The sequence below is a fragment of the Clostridium sp. ZBS15 genome (genome assembly GCF_023845705.1).
In the GTDB taxonomy this organism is placed as follows: domain Bacteria; phylum Bacillota; class Clostridia; order Clostridiales; family Clostridiaceae; genus Clostridium; species Clostridium aquiflavi.
This window is the reverse complement of the sequence record NZ_JAMQHY010000028.1, coordinates 1-16,141: the sequence shown is the minus strand read 5'-3', so window position 1 is coordinate 16,141 and position 16,141 is coordinate 1. Positions and strand designations below refer to the sequence as shown.

The 16,141-nt window shown below is 26.3% G+C and carries 14 protein-coding genes and 1 riboswitch; all 14 genes read left to right on the top strand.

Annotated features, from left to right (window positions below):
• Positions 1–190: 190 nt before the first annotated feature.
• The 14 genes from NG904_RS08460 to miaB all read left to right on the top strand — a co-directional run bounded on the left by NG904_RS08460 (position 191) and on the right by miaB (position 15,940).
• Entirely contained in the window at positions 191–796 is a 606-nt protein-coding gene (locus NG904_RS08460; RefSeq protein ID WP_252231084.1) for an NUDIX hydrolase, read from the top strand.
• A gap of 265 nt (positions 797–1,061) precedes the next feature.
• Positions 1,062–1,265, top strand: coding sequence for a heavy-metal-associated domain-containing protein (locus tag NG904_RS08455; protein ID WP_252212278.1), 204 nt, complete (start codon positions 1,062–1,064; stop codon positions 1,263–1,265).
• Between the two features lie 545 nt (positions 1,266–1,810).
• Positions 1,811–3,709, top strand: a complete 1,899-nt coding sequence (locus NG904_RS08450; RefSeq protein ID WP_252231082.1) for a sigma-54-dependent Fis family transcriptional regulator — start codon at positions 1,811–1,813, stop codon at positions 3,707–3,709.
• A gap of 378 nt (positions 3,710–4,087) precedes the next feature.
• Positions 4,088–5,143, top strand: a complete 1,056-nt coding sequence (locus NG904_RS08445) for an NAD(P)-dependent alcohol dehydrogenase (protein ID WP_252212277.1) — start codon at positions 4,088–4,090, stop codon at positions 5,141–5,143.
• 161 nt (positions 5,144–5,304) lie between these two features.
• On the top strand, positions 5,305–6,504 hold the full coding sequence (locus NG904_RS08440) for an Mbeg1-like protein (RefSeq protein ID WP_252231080.1): 1,200 nt from the start codon (positions 5,305–5,307) through the stop codon (positions 6,502–6,504).
• Positions 6,505–6,614: 110 nt separating this feature from the next.
• Positions 6,615–6,725: riboswitch (TPP riboswitch) on the top strand.
• Between the two features lie 57 nt (positions 6,726–6,782).
• On the top strand, positions 6,783–7,976 hold the full coding sequence (gene cytX / locus NG904_RS08435) for a putative hydroxymethylpyrimidine transporter CytX (protein WP_252231078.1): 1,194 nt from the start codon (positions 6,783–6,785) through the stop codon (positions 7,974–7,976).
• Between the two features lie 161 nt (positions 7,977–8,137).
• Positions 8,138–8,782, top strand: a complete 645-nt coding sequence (locus NG904_RS08430) for a pentapeptide repeat-containing protein (RefSeq protein WP_252231075.1) — start codon at positions 8,138–8,140, stop codon at positions 8,780–8,782.
• Between the two features lie 66 nt (positions 8,783–8,848).
• Positions 8,849–9,076 carry a DUF1653 domain-containing protein gene (locus NG904_RS08425; protein ID WP_252231073.1) on the top strand — a complete coding sequence of 76 codons (228 nt, stop codon included), beginning with the start codon at positions 8,849–8,851 and terminating at the stop codon, positions 9,074–9,076.
• A 141-nt stretch (positions 9,077–9,217) separates the two neighbouring features.
• On the top strand, positions 9,218–10,438 hold the full coding sequence (locus NG904_RS08420; RefSeq protein WP_252224359.1) for a BaiN/RdsA family NAD(P)/FAD-dependent oxidoreductase: 1,221 nt from the start codon (positions 9,218–9,220) through the stop codon (positions 10,436–10,438).
• 97 nt (positions 10,439–10,535) lie between these two features.
• Complete coding sequence (gene cmk, locus NG904_RS08415) at positions 10,536–11,189, top strand: (d)CMP kinase (RefSeq protein ID WP_252212271.1); 654 nt, start codon at positions 10,536–10,538, stop codon at positions 11,187–11,189.
• A 29-nt stretch (positions 11,190–11,218) separates the two neighbouring features.
• A complete protein-coding gene (locus tag NG904_RS08410; RefSeq protein WP_252231071.1) occupies positions 11,219–13,126 on the top strand; it encodes a bifunctional 4-hydroxy-3-methylbut-2-enyl diphosphate reductase/30S ribosomal protein S1 in 1,908 nt (635 codons plus the stop codon).
• 163 nt (positions 13,127–13,289) lie between these two features.
• Positions 13,290–14,147 carry a GNAT family N-acetyltransferase gene (locus NG904_RS08405; RefSeq protein WP_252212269.1) on the top strand — a complete coding sequence of 286 codons (858 nt, stop codon included), beginning with the start codon at positions 13,290–13,292 and terminating at the stop codon, positions 14,145–14,147.
• Positions 14,148–14,182: 35 nt separating this feature from the next.
• Positions 14,183–14,470 (top strand): hypothetical protein, encoded by a 288-nt coding sequence (locus tag NG904_RS08400; protein ID WP_252212268.1) that lies wholly within the window; start codon positions 14,183–14,185, stop codon positions 14,468–14,470.
• A gap of 105 nt (positions 14,471–14,575) precedes the next feature.
• On the top strand, positions 14,576–15,940 hold the full coding sequence (gene miaB, locus NG904_RS08395) for a tRNA (N6-isopentenyl adenosine(37)-C2)-methylthiotransferase MiaB (RefSeq protein ID WP_252231069.1): 1,365 nt from the start codon (positions 14,576–14,578) through the stop codon (positions 15,938–15,940).
• The last annotated feature ends 201 nt before the right edge of the window (positions 15,941–16,141 follow it).

The following is a 16,141-nucleotide window of genomic DNA, read 5'->3' as shown; positions in this document are numbered from 1 at the left end:
TAGTATAAAGCTCATGGACAGAAGTTAAAAATGAAACTCGACTCATTTAGATTCTCACTTAAGAATTCTAAAAAGCAAATTCCAACGCCAGTTCGCCCTTATACTAAAATATCAACATTCACTTAAAACATAGCCTAACATAAAATATAATTGTTTTTCTTAAAACTAATATTAAAAATGGAGAATAAATATGAATATAAATAAAATAATAAATAGAATTGAAAATTTAAGCCCTTATATAAATGGATGGGAAAAAGACAAGAGAGCTTCTGTAATAATACCTTTAGTAGAAATAGATGGAGAAGTACATATATTATTTGAATTAAGATCAAAAAAATTAAATGCTCAACCAGGAGACATATGTTTTCCAGGTGGCAGAATAGATAATAATGAAACACCAAAAGAAGCAGGTATTAGAGAATTTTATGAGGAACTAGGAATTAAAGACATTAAAATAATAAATGAATTAGATCTTACTATAAGGCATGATGGAATGATAATTCATACTTTTCTAGGAATAGTAAATAATATTAATAAATTGTCTATAAATGAAAGTGAAGTAGATCATGTATTTTATATACCTCTTCAATATTTACTTTCATATAATCCATTAAAATCAATGGGTAAATTAACTGTGACTAGATCTGATGATTTCCCATACGATTTAATTTTTAATGGAAAAGATTATAGATTTAAAGAAGGTAAATATATTTCACTTTTTTATAAATATAAAGACTATGTTATATGGGGAATTACAGCAAATATTTTAAAAAATTTTTTAGATAAACTGTCTTAATGACCCAAATCTAGAAAAATTCTATTAAACAACTCAAAGTTTAATAAAGTTTGATTAAAATGAAGGATTAAGGAAGACTACTTAGTCCTTTTATTTTATAGAATTATAGAATAAAACAGTAAAATAAGATAAATATATAATGAAAATGATTAGATATAAATTTATTTGGCATTGAATCAGAATTAAATTATATACAAGTAAATATAATTAATATTTTATGTACATACTATTTTTATAAGTACTTTTATAGTAAGGAGAGATTAGTATGGAAAGAGAACATTATATTATTCAAGGTTTATCAAATTCTAACATGAAAACGCAAGTTAAGAATGCATTAATAAAAATAGAAGGTGTAAATCAAGTGTGTATTGATGCCGCAAGAGAAAGTGTTGAAATAATATACAATAGTCCTGCAACACCATCAAAAATTAGAAATTGTATTTATCATACAGGACATAATATAGAATAATAAAAATTTAATTTAAATTTTTTAAAAAAGTATTGTAATCAATTACAAGCTGCTGTATAATGAACTCAAGATAAAGGTTAAACAATTTATCTTAAGTGAACTGACACTTAAATCCGGCAGAGGAGCATATCAGAAATAGGTATGCAGTTGTGATGGGCAACGTAAAAATCCCTGAAGCAATGTACGACGTACGGCGTACCCAGTTGGCGGACAACTTAAAAATCAGTTACTGGGAAAGAGCAAACATTGGTAAAATGTTTGCTCTTTTTGCATTGTAGAAAATTAGTATTTATCAACTTATAAGATTTTTTAGATATATCTTAATCATTTGGGTTAATTAACACATCTGAAGAGTTCTTGCCTTAAAACAACTTTTATTTATATATCTAGTTAAAATAAGCTTTACTAAGATTAAATTTAATTTTAAAAAGTGGATATGCTATTTATTGGATGAAATATTATTATTGAGTTACAATATGTATGTAAGCTAAAATTTATAAAAATAGATAATATATTATAAATCAATAGTGTGGAGGTAAGATTAAATGTTTGAAGAAAATACATACCAAGAAATATTAAATAGATCACATGAAAGGTGTATTAAATATGGCGTGGGAAACAATATTCATAATCCTTCAAGAATACTTAAAAATAAAGAACTTAATATATTGATAAGAAAAAACTGTGAGTTAATAAATATAGCTAGACCATTTATGGAAATACTTTATGACTTTTTAAGAGGATCAGGATTCTCATTATATCTTACAGATAAAAATGGAGTTGTTCTTACTATTATAGGTGATGAAGATATAATAATAGATCAGATTAAAGTTGGAATTGTAGAAGGAACAGATATGAGTGAAAGAAGTGCTGGAACTAATGGTATAGGAACTGCCCTTTATGAAAATTCCTCAATTCAGATTCTGGGCGAAGAACATTTTATAAAAGCTTTTCACATTTGGACATGCTCTTCTGCCGTTATTCATAATGAAAAAAAAGATATAATTGGCTGTTTAAATTTAACTGGTCGACGTCAATTAGCCCACCCTCATACTTTAGGACTTATAGTGGCAGCTGTAAAATCAATTGAAAATCAATTGAAGGTTGAAAAGACCCAAAAAGAGTTATTTAAAGCACATCAATATTTAAATAAAGTTATGAATTCGTTAAATTTAGGGATTTTTGCTGTAGACATAGAAGGTATAGTGAAAGCTATAAATAATAGTGCATGTGATATGTTAAATATAAAAGAAAAAGATGTTATAAATAAGAATGTAGATTCTATTTTAGATAATTGGGAAGAAATATTTGATCATCTTAAAAGTGGAAGAGCATATGAAAATATAGAAATTACATATTCGAATAAAAAGAAAAGGTTTAATTTGAATGTATATCCAATAAAAGATAAAGAAAAAAATATAAGTGGTATTGTATGTATATTTAAAGATATGAAAAATGTATATAATTTAGTTAATAAGTATACAGGTAGAACAGCCCAATACACGTTTAATGATATAATTGGCAAAAGCGAGCAAATCCTAAAGTTAAAAGAGCAAGCGAAAAATATAGCTAATAGTCCTTCTACAGTACTCATTCAAGGAGAAAGCGGAACAGGAAAAGAACTTATAGCTCAATCTATTCACAATAATAGTAATAGAAGAGACTGTAGTTTTGTTGCAATAAATTGTGGAGCAATACCTAAAAGCTTAATAGAGAGTGAGTTATTTGGATATGAAGAAGGAGCTTTTACTGGAGCTAAAAGAGGAGGATGCGCAGGGAAATTTGAACTTGCAAATGGAGGAACACTATTTTTAGATGAAATAGGAGAAATGCCATTAGATATGCAGATAAATCTTTTACGGGTCTTGCAAGAAGGATGTATTACTAGAATAGGTGGAAATAAATGTATTAATGTAAATGTGAGAATTATTGCTGCAACTAACAAAAACTTAAAAAATGAAGTAGAAAAAGGAACTTTTAGAGAAGATTTATATTATAGATTACGTGTAATTCCAATATATGTTCCCTCATTAAGAGAACGAGTTGGTGACATAAAAATTCTTATAGAACATTTTTTGGAAATAAAATCTATTAAATTAGAAAAATGTATTCCAACAATTGACAAAAATCTATATAATAATCTATTAAATTATGATTGGCCAGGAAATATTAGAGAATTAGAAAATTGTATTGAGAATATTATAAATATGGATGGAAATACTTCTTTTAGTTTTGAAAATAAAAAACCAGTTAAAGAAGAGTCTAATTGTAGCAATATAGATTTACAATATGATATGTTCTCATTAGAAGAATTAGAAGAAAGAGCAATAAGAGTTTGCTTAAATAATTGTAAGGGGAATATTACTAAATCCTGCAAAATTTTAGGTATAAATAGAAGCACATTATATGCAAAAATCAAAAAATATAATATTAAGTTTAGATAAAATTAATGTATATATTAAAATTACTGAAAAGCAAATTATAATATATATTTTTATATTGTATAAAAAAACAACAGTGTTGCAAAATACAACAGTATTTATTTAAAAAATGTTGTATTTTACAACACTTTTTTTACTTTGAATTTTATAGAATACAGCATAAACTTTAAGTTTAAAAGATATTTATTAGAATAATGGCATGATACATAAGTTTTTACAGAAAACTTATGATTAAGGAAATTTTAAAATTAAAATTGGCATGATCATTGCTGATAATATATTATGATAAAACCTAAAATGAATTATAAATATATTTTTGCAGTTATAAATGGTATTTTTAAACCGCATTTTAGTGAAAATTAAACTAGGAGGGATTTAGTTATGAAAGGTTTTGCAATGTTGGGCATTAATAAAGTTGGATGGATTGAAAAGGAAAGGCCAGTTGCAGGTCCATATGATGCAATTGTACGTCCATTAGCTGTGTCACCATGTACATCAGATATTCATACTGTTTTTGAAGGTGCACTCGGAAATAGACATAATATGATTTTAGGTCATGAAGCTGTGGGAGAAATTGTTGAAATTGGAAGTGAAGTTAATGAATTCAAAGTTGGAGATAGGGTTATAGTACCTTGTACAACTCCAGACTGGAGATCTTTAGAAGTTCAGGCTGGTTTTCAACAACATTCAAATGGTATGCTTGCTGGATGGAAGTTTTCAAACTTTAAAGATGGAGTTTTTGCAGAATATTTTCATGTGAATGATGCAGATATGAATTTAGCACTTCTACCATCAGAAATATCTTTAGAAAGTGCTGTTATGATAACAGATATGATGACTACTGGTTTTCATGGTGCAGAATTAGCTGATATAAAAATGGGCTCTAGTGTTGTAGTAATAGGAATTGGAGCAGTTGGATTAATGAGTATAGCAGGTTCTAAATTACGTGGAGCAGGTAGAATTATTGGTGTAGGAAGTAGACCAATTTGCGTTGAAACTGCTAAATTTTATGGAGCAACAGATATTGTAAACTATAAAAATGGTGATATAGTTAAACAAATCATGAATTTAACTAATGGAAAAGGTGTTGATCGTGTCATTATGGCAGGCGGTGGCCCTGAAACATTAGGACAAGCGATATCTATGCTTAAACCTGGTGGAGTAGTTTCAAATGTTAACTATCATGGAAGTGGAGATACTTTACCAATACCACGTGTTGATTGGGGATGTGGAATGGCTCATAAGACTATAAGAGGAGGTCTTTGCCCAGGCGGACGTCTTAGAGCAGAAATGTTAAGAGATCTAGTAATATATAATCGTGTTGATTTAAGTAAATTAGTTACACATGTATATAATGGTTTTGAACATATAGAAGATGCTCTTTTATTAATGAAGGACAAGCCAAAAGACTTTATTAAAGCAGTAGTTATATTATAAATAGATTACTATTAAAATATTACTGGAGATTTTAATTTTCGGTAATATTTTTTTATTTAGAAAATTAGTATTATTACTTAAATTAAGTGTGTTATTTATACTAGTAATTAATATATTAAAATTATGATAATATTTTTAATGACTTTTTATGGAGGATAAACATGTCTGATTTAAATAATAGTGAATTATTACTATTATCTAATTTAATATATCTTAAATTAAATGTATTTAATGAGAATACTGTTGGTAAACTTGTTAAATCTATGTTATATAAGAATAACTTAAATAAAGCAATTTTAACTAGACGTGAATGCAAAGAAGTTGTAAAGAAGAATGAATGGTTAGTAGTTTTAAAGCAAATACAAGAAAATGATAAACTAAATAACTTAAAGATCGAAAATATAGAAGTTGATAATACTGGAGTGAAAGCTGCTTGCTTTGTTGATAAGCATGATAATCATGTTTTTGTTGTATTTAGGGGCACTAAGACTATAGAAGAGTGGAGTGATAATGGTGAAGGAGCTTATATGTCTGATACACCCGAACAAATAAGAGCATTAAATTATATAAATAATCTTAAATATAAAAACATTACAGTAACAGGTCATTCAAAAGGTGGTAATAAAGCTAAATATGTTGCACTTTTATCGGATAAAGTAAATAGATGCATATCTTTTGATGGACAAGGTTTTTCAAATGAATTTATCAACAGATATTATAATGAAATAAATGCCAATAAAGATAAAGTGTTATCTATTAGCGCTAAGTATGATTATGTAAATTGTCTTCTTAATTCTGTAAATGAAGAGAAAATATATATAAATACATCCTTTCAAAAAAATCCATTATATTATCATAAAGCTAATATAATGTTGGATGGTAATGGTCATCTTAGAAAAGAGACTAATGAATGCTCATTTGTAAAAATAATATATAACTTTTCCACATCACTAATATCTGAATTGCCAGAACCACATAAAAGTTTTGCTATAAATAGTTTAACTGACATTATTGAACTTATTTTATGTGATAAAGATTTAGACAGTAGTATATTACAAATTGCAAAAGGAATGTTGGTATTATTAGGATATACTAAACACTATAATTTAAAAGCAGAGATAAATTTAGAATACAATTTACTTCAGAGCTTAAGTATACCTCTTGTATTTTGGAATGATTTTATCAGAAGTGAAGAAAGTAAGTCTACATTAATATTAAATGATACATTATCAAAATTTAAAGCTTCTCAAGAAAATATAATCTTTAAACTTAAAAGTTTAGGAACAGAGGGTGAACAAATAGCAGTTGTTATTGATAATGCTACTGATAATTTAATATATGATTTTAAAAATTCTCATTAATTAGAAAAAACCATATTGTTCAATTATTAATATGGTTTTGGTTATTAAAGAAGACATTATTCATTATATGTTATATAATTATATAGATATTACAAAATATTATTAGATAAACTTAATATTAGGGGAGCTTACGCAAGTAGGCTGAGAGGAAGTTAAATGCAACTTCGACCCTTAACCTGATTTGGATAATGCCAACGTAGGGAATACACATTAAATGTTTTTAATGGGATATATCTTTATTGGTATATCCCATATTTTATTTTTAGGAGGAATTTGTTATGAACAAGAAAAAAACTTTATTAAACAATGGCTTATTATGGTTTGGAGCCTCTGTATCCATTGCAGAAATACTAACAGGTGGTTTAATAGCCCCACTTGGCCTAAAAAAAGGTATTTTAGCAATACTTTTAGGACATCTTATAGGATGTACACTTTTATATTTTGCAGGACTTATAGGAACTAATAGTGGTTTATCTTCAATGGAATCATCTAGAATATCTTTTGGGAAACATGGTTCTTATATTTTTTCTTCATTAAATATTTTACAGTTAGTTGGATGGACAGCTATAATGATTATTGGTGCAGCAAATGTATTAAATGCAGTATCTAATAGTTTATTTGGATTTGAAAATAAAGCATTATGGTGTATTTTAATAGGAATATTAATTATTATATGGATATTAATAGGCTTTGAAAATCTTGGCAATCTAAATGTTATTGCTGTTGGTGGACTTTTTATTTTAACACTTATTCTTGGAATAGTTATTTTTAAAGGAACAAGTATTGAATTATATGATAATAGTTTAAGTTTTGGAATGGCAGTTGAATTATCAGTTGCAATGCCACTTTCATGGTTACCACTTATAGCTGATTACACTAGAAATACAAAAGATAGTAAATTAATAACACCTATAAGTGTTTTAAGCTATTTTTTTGGTAGTGTGTGGATGTATATAATAGGTCTAGGTGGAAGCTTATATGCAGGAACTTCAGATATTGCACAAATTCTTATGCAAGCGGGACTTGGAATTATAGCTATGATAATCGTTCTAATGTCAACTGTGACAACAACCTTTTTAGATGTTTATTCAGCAGGTGTTAGTTGTACAAACATAAGTGAAAAAATCAGCACAAAGCATATATCTGTTATTGTTTGTATAATTGGAATATTAATTGCTATGTTTACTCCAATAGAGCAGTTTGAAAACTTTTTATATTTAATAGGTTCTGTATTTGCACCAATGATAGCAATAGTTATAACAGATTACTTTATACTAAAAAACAGAGAATTAAATTCAAAACTTAATGTGTTAAATTTAATTATATGGATAATTGGTTTTATTATTTATAGAATGTTTATGCAAATAAATATAGTAGTAGGAAATACCTTACCAGTTATGATAATAATAAGTTTTATATGTATAGTTGTAAATATATTAAAAGAAAAGTTACATAGATTTAACGTTAAATAATTATATAATACGAAAACAAATAGGGTAGGGTAAAAAATACTTTACCTTATTTGTTTTTTATGTAAAATTATAATAAATAATATACAAAGTTTTATACTTATATTAGAAATATGATAATATAAGTATAAAAATAAAACTTTATAGAAAAATGAGGAAACAACATGTCTATTTTAAATAAGTTATTAGAACCTAAGTTATTAAGCTGCCTAGAGAATAATATAAATATTGAAGATGAACTAATTAATGAGAAAGATCTTTCAAATAATCTGATTCAGGATTGTAAATTAGATTATATAAATGAAGAAAGAGTAGAGATAAACGGATGTAGATTTGTAAATGTTATATTTAATGAATGTTCTTTTAGAAATATAAGTTTGCTAGACATTATATTTGAAAATTGTGATCTATCTAATATAGATTTTTCTGATGGAAGCATACATAGAGTTGAATTTAAAAATTGCAAATTAACAGGAAGTAATTTTGGTGGATCTAATATGAAAAATGCACTTTTTAAAGAATGTTTATGTAAGTATTCGAATTTTTCATATTCAAAGATGAAATTAATAAATTTTGATGAATGTAATATGGAAAGTGGAATTTTCTTAGAATGTAATTTTAACAAAGTAGCTTTTAATAGTTCTAATTTAATATTCAGTGAGTTTACTAATACCCTTCTAAAAGGAATAGATTTTACTAATAGTGATATATCATCAATTATATTGACGGGAAAAGAGCTAAAAGATGTTATAGTATCACCTCTTCAAGCTTTAGAATTATCTAAAATACTTGGAATTATCATTAAGTAGAACTAAAAAATATGTGTATATTAGAAAGTATTTCTAATATATTTAATATCTATAAGGAGAATTATAATGAGAGAATTTAAAAGTGGAATATACAGACACTTTAAAGGAAGAGAATATGAAGTTATTGATATGGCAATTCATAGTGAGACAAGAGAAAAGTTCGTAGTATATAAAGCGCTATATGGAGATTTTAAAACTTTTATTAGGCCTTATGATATGTTTATGAGCAAAGTTGATAAAGAAAAATATCCAGATATAAAACAAAAATATAGATTTGAATATATACATGATTAAAACAGTGGTTAATTATAGCTATATATTAAATTCATGATATATTGTATAATTAAAGTTAGACAAATTTTGAATTAAATTAACAATATTAATACTACAATAAGATATTTATAAATATTATTTAATTAAGGAGCTGATTTTTTAATGAGCAAAGTTATTGTTATTGGAGCAGGCCCAGCAGGAATGATGGCTGCAATAACAGCTGCAAAAGAACATAAAGTAACGTTATTAGATGGTAATGAAAGATTAGGAAAAAAGCTGTTTATTACTGGTAAGGGTAGATGTAATGTTACAAATGCTAAGGATATTTCTGAATTTTTTGATTACATACCTGGTAACCCGCATTTTTTATATAGTGCATTATATACATTTACTAATGAAGATACTATGAATTTTTTTTCTAATGAAGGAATTAAATTAAAAGTAGAACGTGGAGATAGAGTATTTCCTGAATCTGATAAATCTTCTGATATAATTAGGGGTTTATCAAATGCATTAAGTAGAACAGATGTTAAAATAAAATTAAATTCAAAGGTTACTGATATAAAATATAAGGATAACAACATAACTGGTATTGAAATAAATAATGACGAGATTTTAAAAGCAGATCATTATATTATAGCAACTGGTGGAGCTTCTTATCCTCTTACTGGTTCAAGAGGTGAAGGACAAGAATTTTCTAAAAAATTAGGACATAAAGTAATTCCATTAAAGCCAGCACTTGTACCTATGGTTGTAAAAGATGCAAAAACTAAAGAGCTTATGGGATTATCATTAAAAAATGTAGAAGTTACAATAAAAGAAAATGATAAGAAAGTTGTATATAAAAATTTTGGTGAAATGTTATTTACACATTTTGGTGTATCAGGTCCACTTATTTTAAGTGGAAGTAGATTTATAGAGAATAACAAAAACTATAAATTACATATAGATCTTAAACCATCATTAAACTTAGGTGAATTAGATAAAAGAATACAAAGAGATTTTAATAAATACTTAAATAAAGATTTTAAAAATTCATTAAATGAATTATTACCACAAAAACTAATTCCAATGATAATAGAAATGTCTAATATACCTGAAGAAAAGAAAGTTAATGAAATCACAAAAGAAGAAAGAAGAAATTTAGTTAACCTTCTTAAAGATTTTTCATTCGATCTAAATGGGCTAAGACCACTTGCTGAAGGAATTGTAACAAAAGGCGGAATAGATGTTAAAGAAATTGATCCATCTACTATGAGATCTAAGATTATAGATAATCTTTCTTTTTGTGGTGAAGTTATGGATGTAGATGCTTTTACTGGTGGTTATAATGTACAAATTGCATTTGCAACTGGAGTAATTGCTGGAAGTCATATTGAATAAGAACTAAATATCTTCTTGTTTGAAGTAATAAAAAATTATATAATCTTATTAAAGGTTTTTAAACTAATTTAAGATTTTTAGAAAAGAGGAGTAAGTTTTGAAAATAGCAGTAGCAATAGATGGTCCAGCAGGTGCTGGAAAAAGTACAATAGCAAAATTAGTAGGTAAAGAGTTTAATCTTATGTATATAAATACTGGTGCTATGTATAGAGCTGTAGCATTAAAATGTAAAGAAAATAATATATCTGAAAATAATATAGAAAAGATATGTTCATTAATAGATACTATGGAAATGCATTTTGAAGATGATGATTTAATTTTGAATAATGAAAATATTCAAGATAAAATAACTCTACCAGAAATAAGTAGTATAGTATCATCTTATGCATCTATATCTGAAGTAAGAAGTAAATTGGTTAAACTTCAAAGATACATGTCAAGTAAATTTGATGTTATAATGGACGGAAGGGATATTGGCACAGTTGTACTTAAAGATGCTAATTTTAAATTTTTCTTAACTGCTACACCTGAAGAAAGAGCAAATAGAAGATTTAAAGAACTTAAGAATAGAAATATTGAATGTTCATATGATAATATCTTAAAGGATATTATAGATAGAGATTACAAAGATACTCATAGAGAAATAGACCCATTAAGAAAAGCTGATGATGCTATTGAAATAGACACTACTGGTTTAAATATATCTGAGGTCACAGAAAAAATTAATTCTTATATCAGAAAGTCAATTTAAAATATTTAAAGCTTTAGGAGAATACACTAATGAGAGAAGTAATTTTAGCACAAAATGCTGGCTTTTGTTTTGGAGTAAAAAGAGCAGTTGATGAAGCTATAAAAATACAAAAACAAGAGGGCAGAAGAATATATACTTTAGGTCCATTGATACATAATAATGATGTTGTAAAATTTTTAGAAAAGAATAATATCTATTCTATAAACTTAGAAAATATAGATACTTTAAATAAAGATGATGTTATTGTTATAAGATCTCATGGAGTATCAGAAGAAATACTAAAACTTTTGCAAGAAAATAAGTTAAACGTTAAGGATGCTACTTGTCCGTTTGTAACTAAGATACAAAAAAAGGTAAATAAATATTATAAATTAGGATATAATATAGTAATACTTGGTGACGCTAACCATCCAGAAGTAATAGGAATTAATGGTTGGTGCAATAATAAAGCTATAATTTCTAAAAATGGTAAAATTGAAGGGGATGTACCTGCTAAGGTATGTGTAGTATCACAAACAACAGAAAAAGCAGCTAATTGGGAAACTTTAATCAAAAATATTTCTGCACAGGCTAAAGAAGTTTTAGCGTTTAATACCATATGTGCAGCTACAGATGTGAGACAAAGAAGTACTAATAAATTATCAAAAGAAGTAGAAACTATGGTCGTAATTGGTGGGAAAAATAGCTCTAATACAACTAAGCTATATCAAATTGCTAAACAAAATTGTGATAATACTATACACATAGAAAATGTTAATGAGTTACCTAAAGATTTTATAAATAATAATATAAATAAAGTAGGAATTACAGCTGGTGCGTCTACACCAGATTGGATTATTAAGGAGGTAATTGGAATTATGAGTAATACAGAAAATATTAAAAACGATGATCAATTATCATTAATGAATCAACTTGATAGAAGGTTTGTGATTGGTGATGAGGTAGAAGGAGAAATACTTTTAAAAACAAGAGACACTATTATAGTTTCACTTGTAGGATATAAAATAGATGGGGTTATTCCTTTCAATGAATTAACTTCAAATGAAGATATTGAGAGTATGGTAGAAAGTCTTAATATAGGTGATAGTATAAAATCTAAAGTTATAAAATTACAAAATTCTGATGGATATGTTGTTTTATCAAGACTTGAATATGAAAAAGAAGAGGCCTATAAAGAACTTGATATATTATTTAATGAAAGCAAAACTTTTGAAGTTAAAATTAAAGAGGCTTCAGAAAATGGACTAGTTGCCTATTATAAAGGAATAAGAATATTTATTCCAGCTTCTCAAATAGATGTTAGATTTACTAAAGATAAATCTAAATATATTAATCAAGTATTAGAAGTTAAATTAATTGATTATTCTGCTGAAGAACATAAAAAAGTTATTGCATCTAGAAGAGTTTTATTAGAAGTTCTTAAGGAAACAGAAGAAGAGAAAATTTGGGAGAGTTTAAATGTTGGGGATGTAATTAAAGCTGAAGTTAAGAGATTTACTAATTTTGGTGCATTTTTAGATGTTAATGGAATAGATGGGTTATTACATTTATCTCAAATTTCATGGAATCATGTTAAAAATATAGAAGATATATTGAAAAAAGGTGAAATGCTTGAAGTTAAGATTATAGCTATAGATAAAGAAAATAAGAAATTATCTTTAAGTAGAAAAGAGTTACTTCCAAAACCATGGGAAAATGTAAAAGAAAAGTATCCAGAAGGTTCAATAGTTTTAGGTAAAGTTGTAAGAATAAATGATTTTGGTGCTTTTGTAGAATTAGAACCTGGGGTTGATGGATTAGTTCATATTTCGAAAATTTCATTTAATAGAATATCACATCCATCAGAAGTACTTAGTGTTGGCGAAGAAGTCAAGGCAAAGATATTAGAAGTTGATGAAGAAAATAAAAGAGTAAGCTTAAGCATAAAAGATATTTAACAAAATATGTATAAATAAAAAGAACCCCAATATAATTTATATAGGGGTTCTTTTTACTTTGAAAAAATTAACTTAAAAAAATTAACTTCTGTTAACTAACGGTACTTAATTGACTAAGTATTTTTTTAATACTATACTTTATTTATTAGAAGTGAGGAGTTTTATGTTTATAATAGAAAAGTTATCATTAAAAAATCTAAAATACTTTAAAATACTACAAGAAGAAGCTAATGATAAGTATATTAATAATAAAGATTTTTTTGAATTATATAATGAACAATCATTTATTGCTAAGTATATGAAAAGAAGAGAAATTAGGTTATTTAAATATGACAACAAATATATAGGTTATTTATGGATTCAATATCCAATAACAGAAGTTATAAAAATTTTATCTTTATATGCAAGTGAAGCTTATATTAATCTTATTTCAAAAGAATTAATTAATATGTTTAAAAATAAAACTTTAAATTTTGACGTAGCAGATAGCAACATAACTTATGATATAATGACTAAATTAAAATTTAGTCCAATAAGAGCTACATCTTTAATGAAAATAAGGACATCCAATTGTAAATTTGATTTTAAGAAAAATATAAACTTTAAAATTTTCACTAAAAGAGAAGATGAAGGTTTAAGATGTTTTATTCAGAATTCTGTGTTTAAAGATAATGATAGAATTCCCCTAGTTCCTTACGATATAAAGCTAGAAGAAGAGGAGGATTATTATATAAATGATTTATGCGTTTTTATAATGATTGGAAATGTAACGATAGGCTATGGACAAGTTATTTCAAAAAAAGACCTTTATACAATAGTTAATGTTGGTATACTAGATGAATATAGAAATAAAGGGTATGGCGAAATGCTTATAAAATATTTAATATATTTATGCTACAAAAAACATATTTCACAAGTTACAATAAATGTTGATGTGAATAATTATAAAGCTTTTAATTTGTATAAAAAAATGGGGTTCGAAGAATACGGAAAAATAACAACATGGAGCAATAGGTTATAAATAAAAAATGCAAACAATTTTTAAATTTATGGGGGATGATTTTAGTGGATAACAAATTAATTTGGAAAAACCATGAGAAAATAGTTTATGGAAGAAAAAGTGATTTTAAAAGTCAATTAGATTTTCTTAATACAGTTAAATATGAACATAAGAAAATGACTAGGTATGACTGCTACGTAGATAATATAACATTGAAAGTTTATATTATTACTGAAGAAGGACTAGAAAAAAATACTTTTATTCCAATTTCAAATACAGATATAAATATAGAAACAATGTATTGTGGAAATTTTTATACTATGGAAGGATTAAGTGGTAATTAATTAAGTATTTGATTAAAGAATCATATATTAGATCATGGTCTTTTAATTAATATAATTATTTGTTATAATACAGAGGTATAATTTTTTAAACTTGGAGGAATACTAATGAATTTTAATATAGACGCTTTAAAGACAAATAAAATAGATAAAAAAGAATTCTTCTTTATTGAAACTTGGGGGTGCCAAATGAATGAAGAAGATTCTGAGAAACTTTCAGGAATGCTTAAATCTCAAGGATATGAAGAAACAGAAAATAGAGATGAAGCTTCAATTGTAATTTTCAATACTTGTTGTGTAAGAGAAAATGCAGAAAATAAAGTTTTTGGAAATCTTGGCAGACTAAAAAATCAAAAAGAGAAAAATCCTAATTTAATAATAGCTTTATGTGGTTGTATGATGCAACAAAAGGGGATGGCAGATGAAATTTTAAGTAGATTCCCTTATGTTGATATCATATTTGGAACTCATAATGCATACAAGTTCCCAGAATATTTGCATAGAGTTCAAGTTGAAGGAGTTCAAGTTAAAGAGATTTTTGATAAAGAAACTGAAATTGTAGAAGGTGTTCCAATAGACAGAAAAAGTGACGTAAAAGCTTTTGTTACTATAATGTATGGATGTAATAATTTTTGTACATATTGTGTAGTTCCTTATGTTAGGGGAAGAGAAAGAAGTAGAAAGCCAGAAGACATAGAAAAGGAAATAAAAGAATTAGTGTCTAATGGATATAAAGAAATTACTCTACTTGGACAAAATGTAAACTCTTATGGTAAAGGTCTTGAAGAAGAAATTACTTTCGCACAGCTTTTAAGAAGAATTAATGAAATAGATGGACTTGAGAGATTAAGATTTATGACATCTCACCCTAAAGATTTAACTTTAGATGTAGTTTATGCCATAAGAGATTGTGATAAACTTTGTGAGCAAATACATTTACCTGTACAAAGTGGTAGTAATGAAATATTACAAAAAATGAATAGACATTATAATAAAGAACAGTATTTAGAATTAGCTAAAAAAATAAGAGAAGAAATTCCAGATGTAACATTCTCAACAGATATAATAGTTGGATTTCCTGGAGAAACTGAAGAAGATTTTCAAGAAACACTTAATTTAGTAAAAGAAGTTAAATATGATGCTGCATTTACATTCATATACTCAAGAAGAAATCATACACCAGCGGATAAGATGGAAAATCAAATTCCTGATGATATTAAACATGATAGATTCAATAGACTTGTGGCAACTGTTAATGAAGGTATTGTTGCTGGAAACAAGGCAGCAGAAGGAAAGATATATGAAGTTTTAGTTGAAGGAACTAGTAAGAACAATGAAAACAAATTAACTGGTAGAACAAGAAATGCTAAGCTTGTAAACTTTGATGGTTGTAAAGAAATGATAGGAAAGCTTGTTAATGTGAAAATAATTGAAGCTAAGTCATTTTCTTTAGTAGGAGAAGTTGTAGAGTAGGAAAGTAGAGTTGTTATATAAACTGTATTAGGATTAATAGATAATTATCTTAATGCAGTTTATTATTTGGACTATAATAATTTAAAAAACAATACAAAGTATTTTATATTTTGTAGGACTTTTCTACATGAGATTAAAATATAGAGATATAAAAAATATATTTTGATAGTAATCTTTTTATGAAAGTGCCATTTTTGCGTA

Excerpts from the sequence above, each read along its gene's own strand:
- NG904_RS08405 (WP_252212269.1), top strand. The coding sequence starts at position 13,290 with ATGTTTATAATAGAAAAGTTATCATTAAAAAATCTAAAATACTTTAAA.
- NG904_RS08460 (WP_252231084.1), top strand. The coding sequence starts at position 191 with ATGAATATAAATAAAATAATAAATAGAATTGAAAATTTAAGCCCTTAT.
- NG904_RS08430 (WP_252231075.1), top strand. The coding sequence starts at position 8,138 with ATGTCTATTTTAAATAAGTTATTAGAACCTAAGTTATTAAGCTGCCTA.
- NG904_RS08420 (WP_252224359.1), top strand. The coding sequence starts at position 9,218 with ATGAGCAAAGTTATTGTTATTGGAGCAGGCCCAGCAGGAATGATGGCT.
- NG904_RS08455 (WP_252212278.1), top strand. The coding sequence starts at position 1,062 with ATGGAAAGAGAACATTATATTATTCAAGGTTTATCAAATTCTAACATG.
- NG904_RS08440 (WP_252231080.1), top strand. The coding sequence starts at position 5,305 with ATGTCTGATTTAAATAATAGTGAATTATTACTATTATCTAATTTAATA.
- NG904_RS08410 (WP_252231071.1), top strand. The coding sequence starts at position 11,219 with ATGAGAGAAGTAATTTTAGCACAAAATGCTGGCTTTTGTTTTGGAGTA.
- NG904_RS08400 (WP_252212268.1), top strand. The coding sequence starts at position 14,183 with ATGATTTTAGTGGATAACAAATTAATTTGGAAAAACCATGAGAAAATA.
- NG904_RS08450 (WP_252231082.1), top strand. The coding sequence starts at position 1,811 with ATGTTTGAAGAAAATACATACCAAGAAATATTAAATAGATCACATGAA.
- miaB (WP_252231069.1), top strand. The coding sequence starts at position 14,576 with ATGAATTTTAATATAGACGCTTTAAAGACAAATAAAATAGATAAAAAA.
- NG904_RS08445 (WP_252212277.1), top strand. The coding sequence starts at position 4,088 with ATGAAAGGTTTTGCAATGTTGGGCATTAATAAAGTTGGATGGATTGAA.
- NG904_RS08425 (WP_252231073.1), top strand. The coding sequence starts at position 8,849 with ATGAGAGAATTTAAAAGTGGAATATACAGACACTTTAAAGGAAGAGAA.
- cytX (WP_252231078.1), top strand. The coding sequence starts at position 6,783 with ATGAACAAGAAAAAAACTTTATTAAACAATGGCTTATTATGGTTTGGA.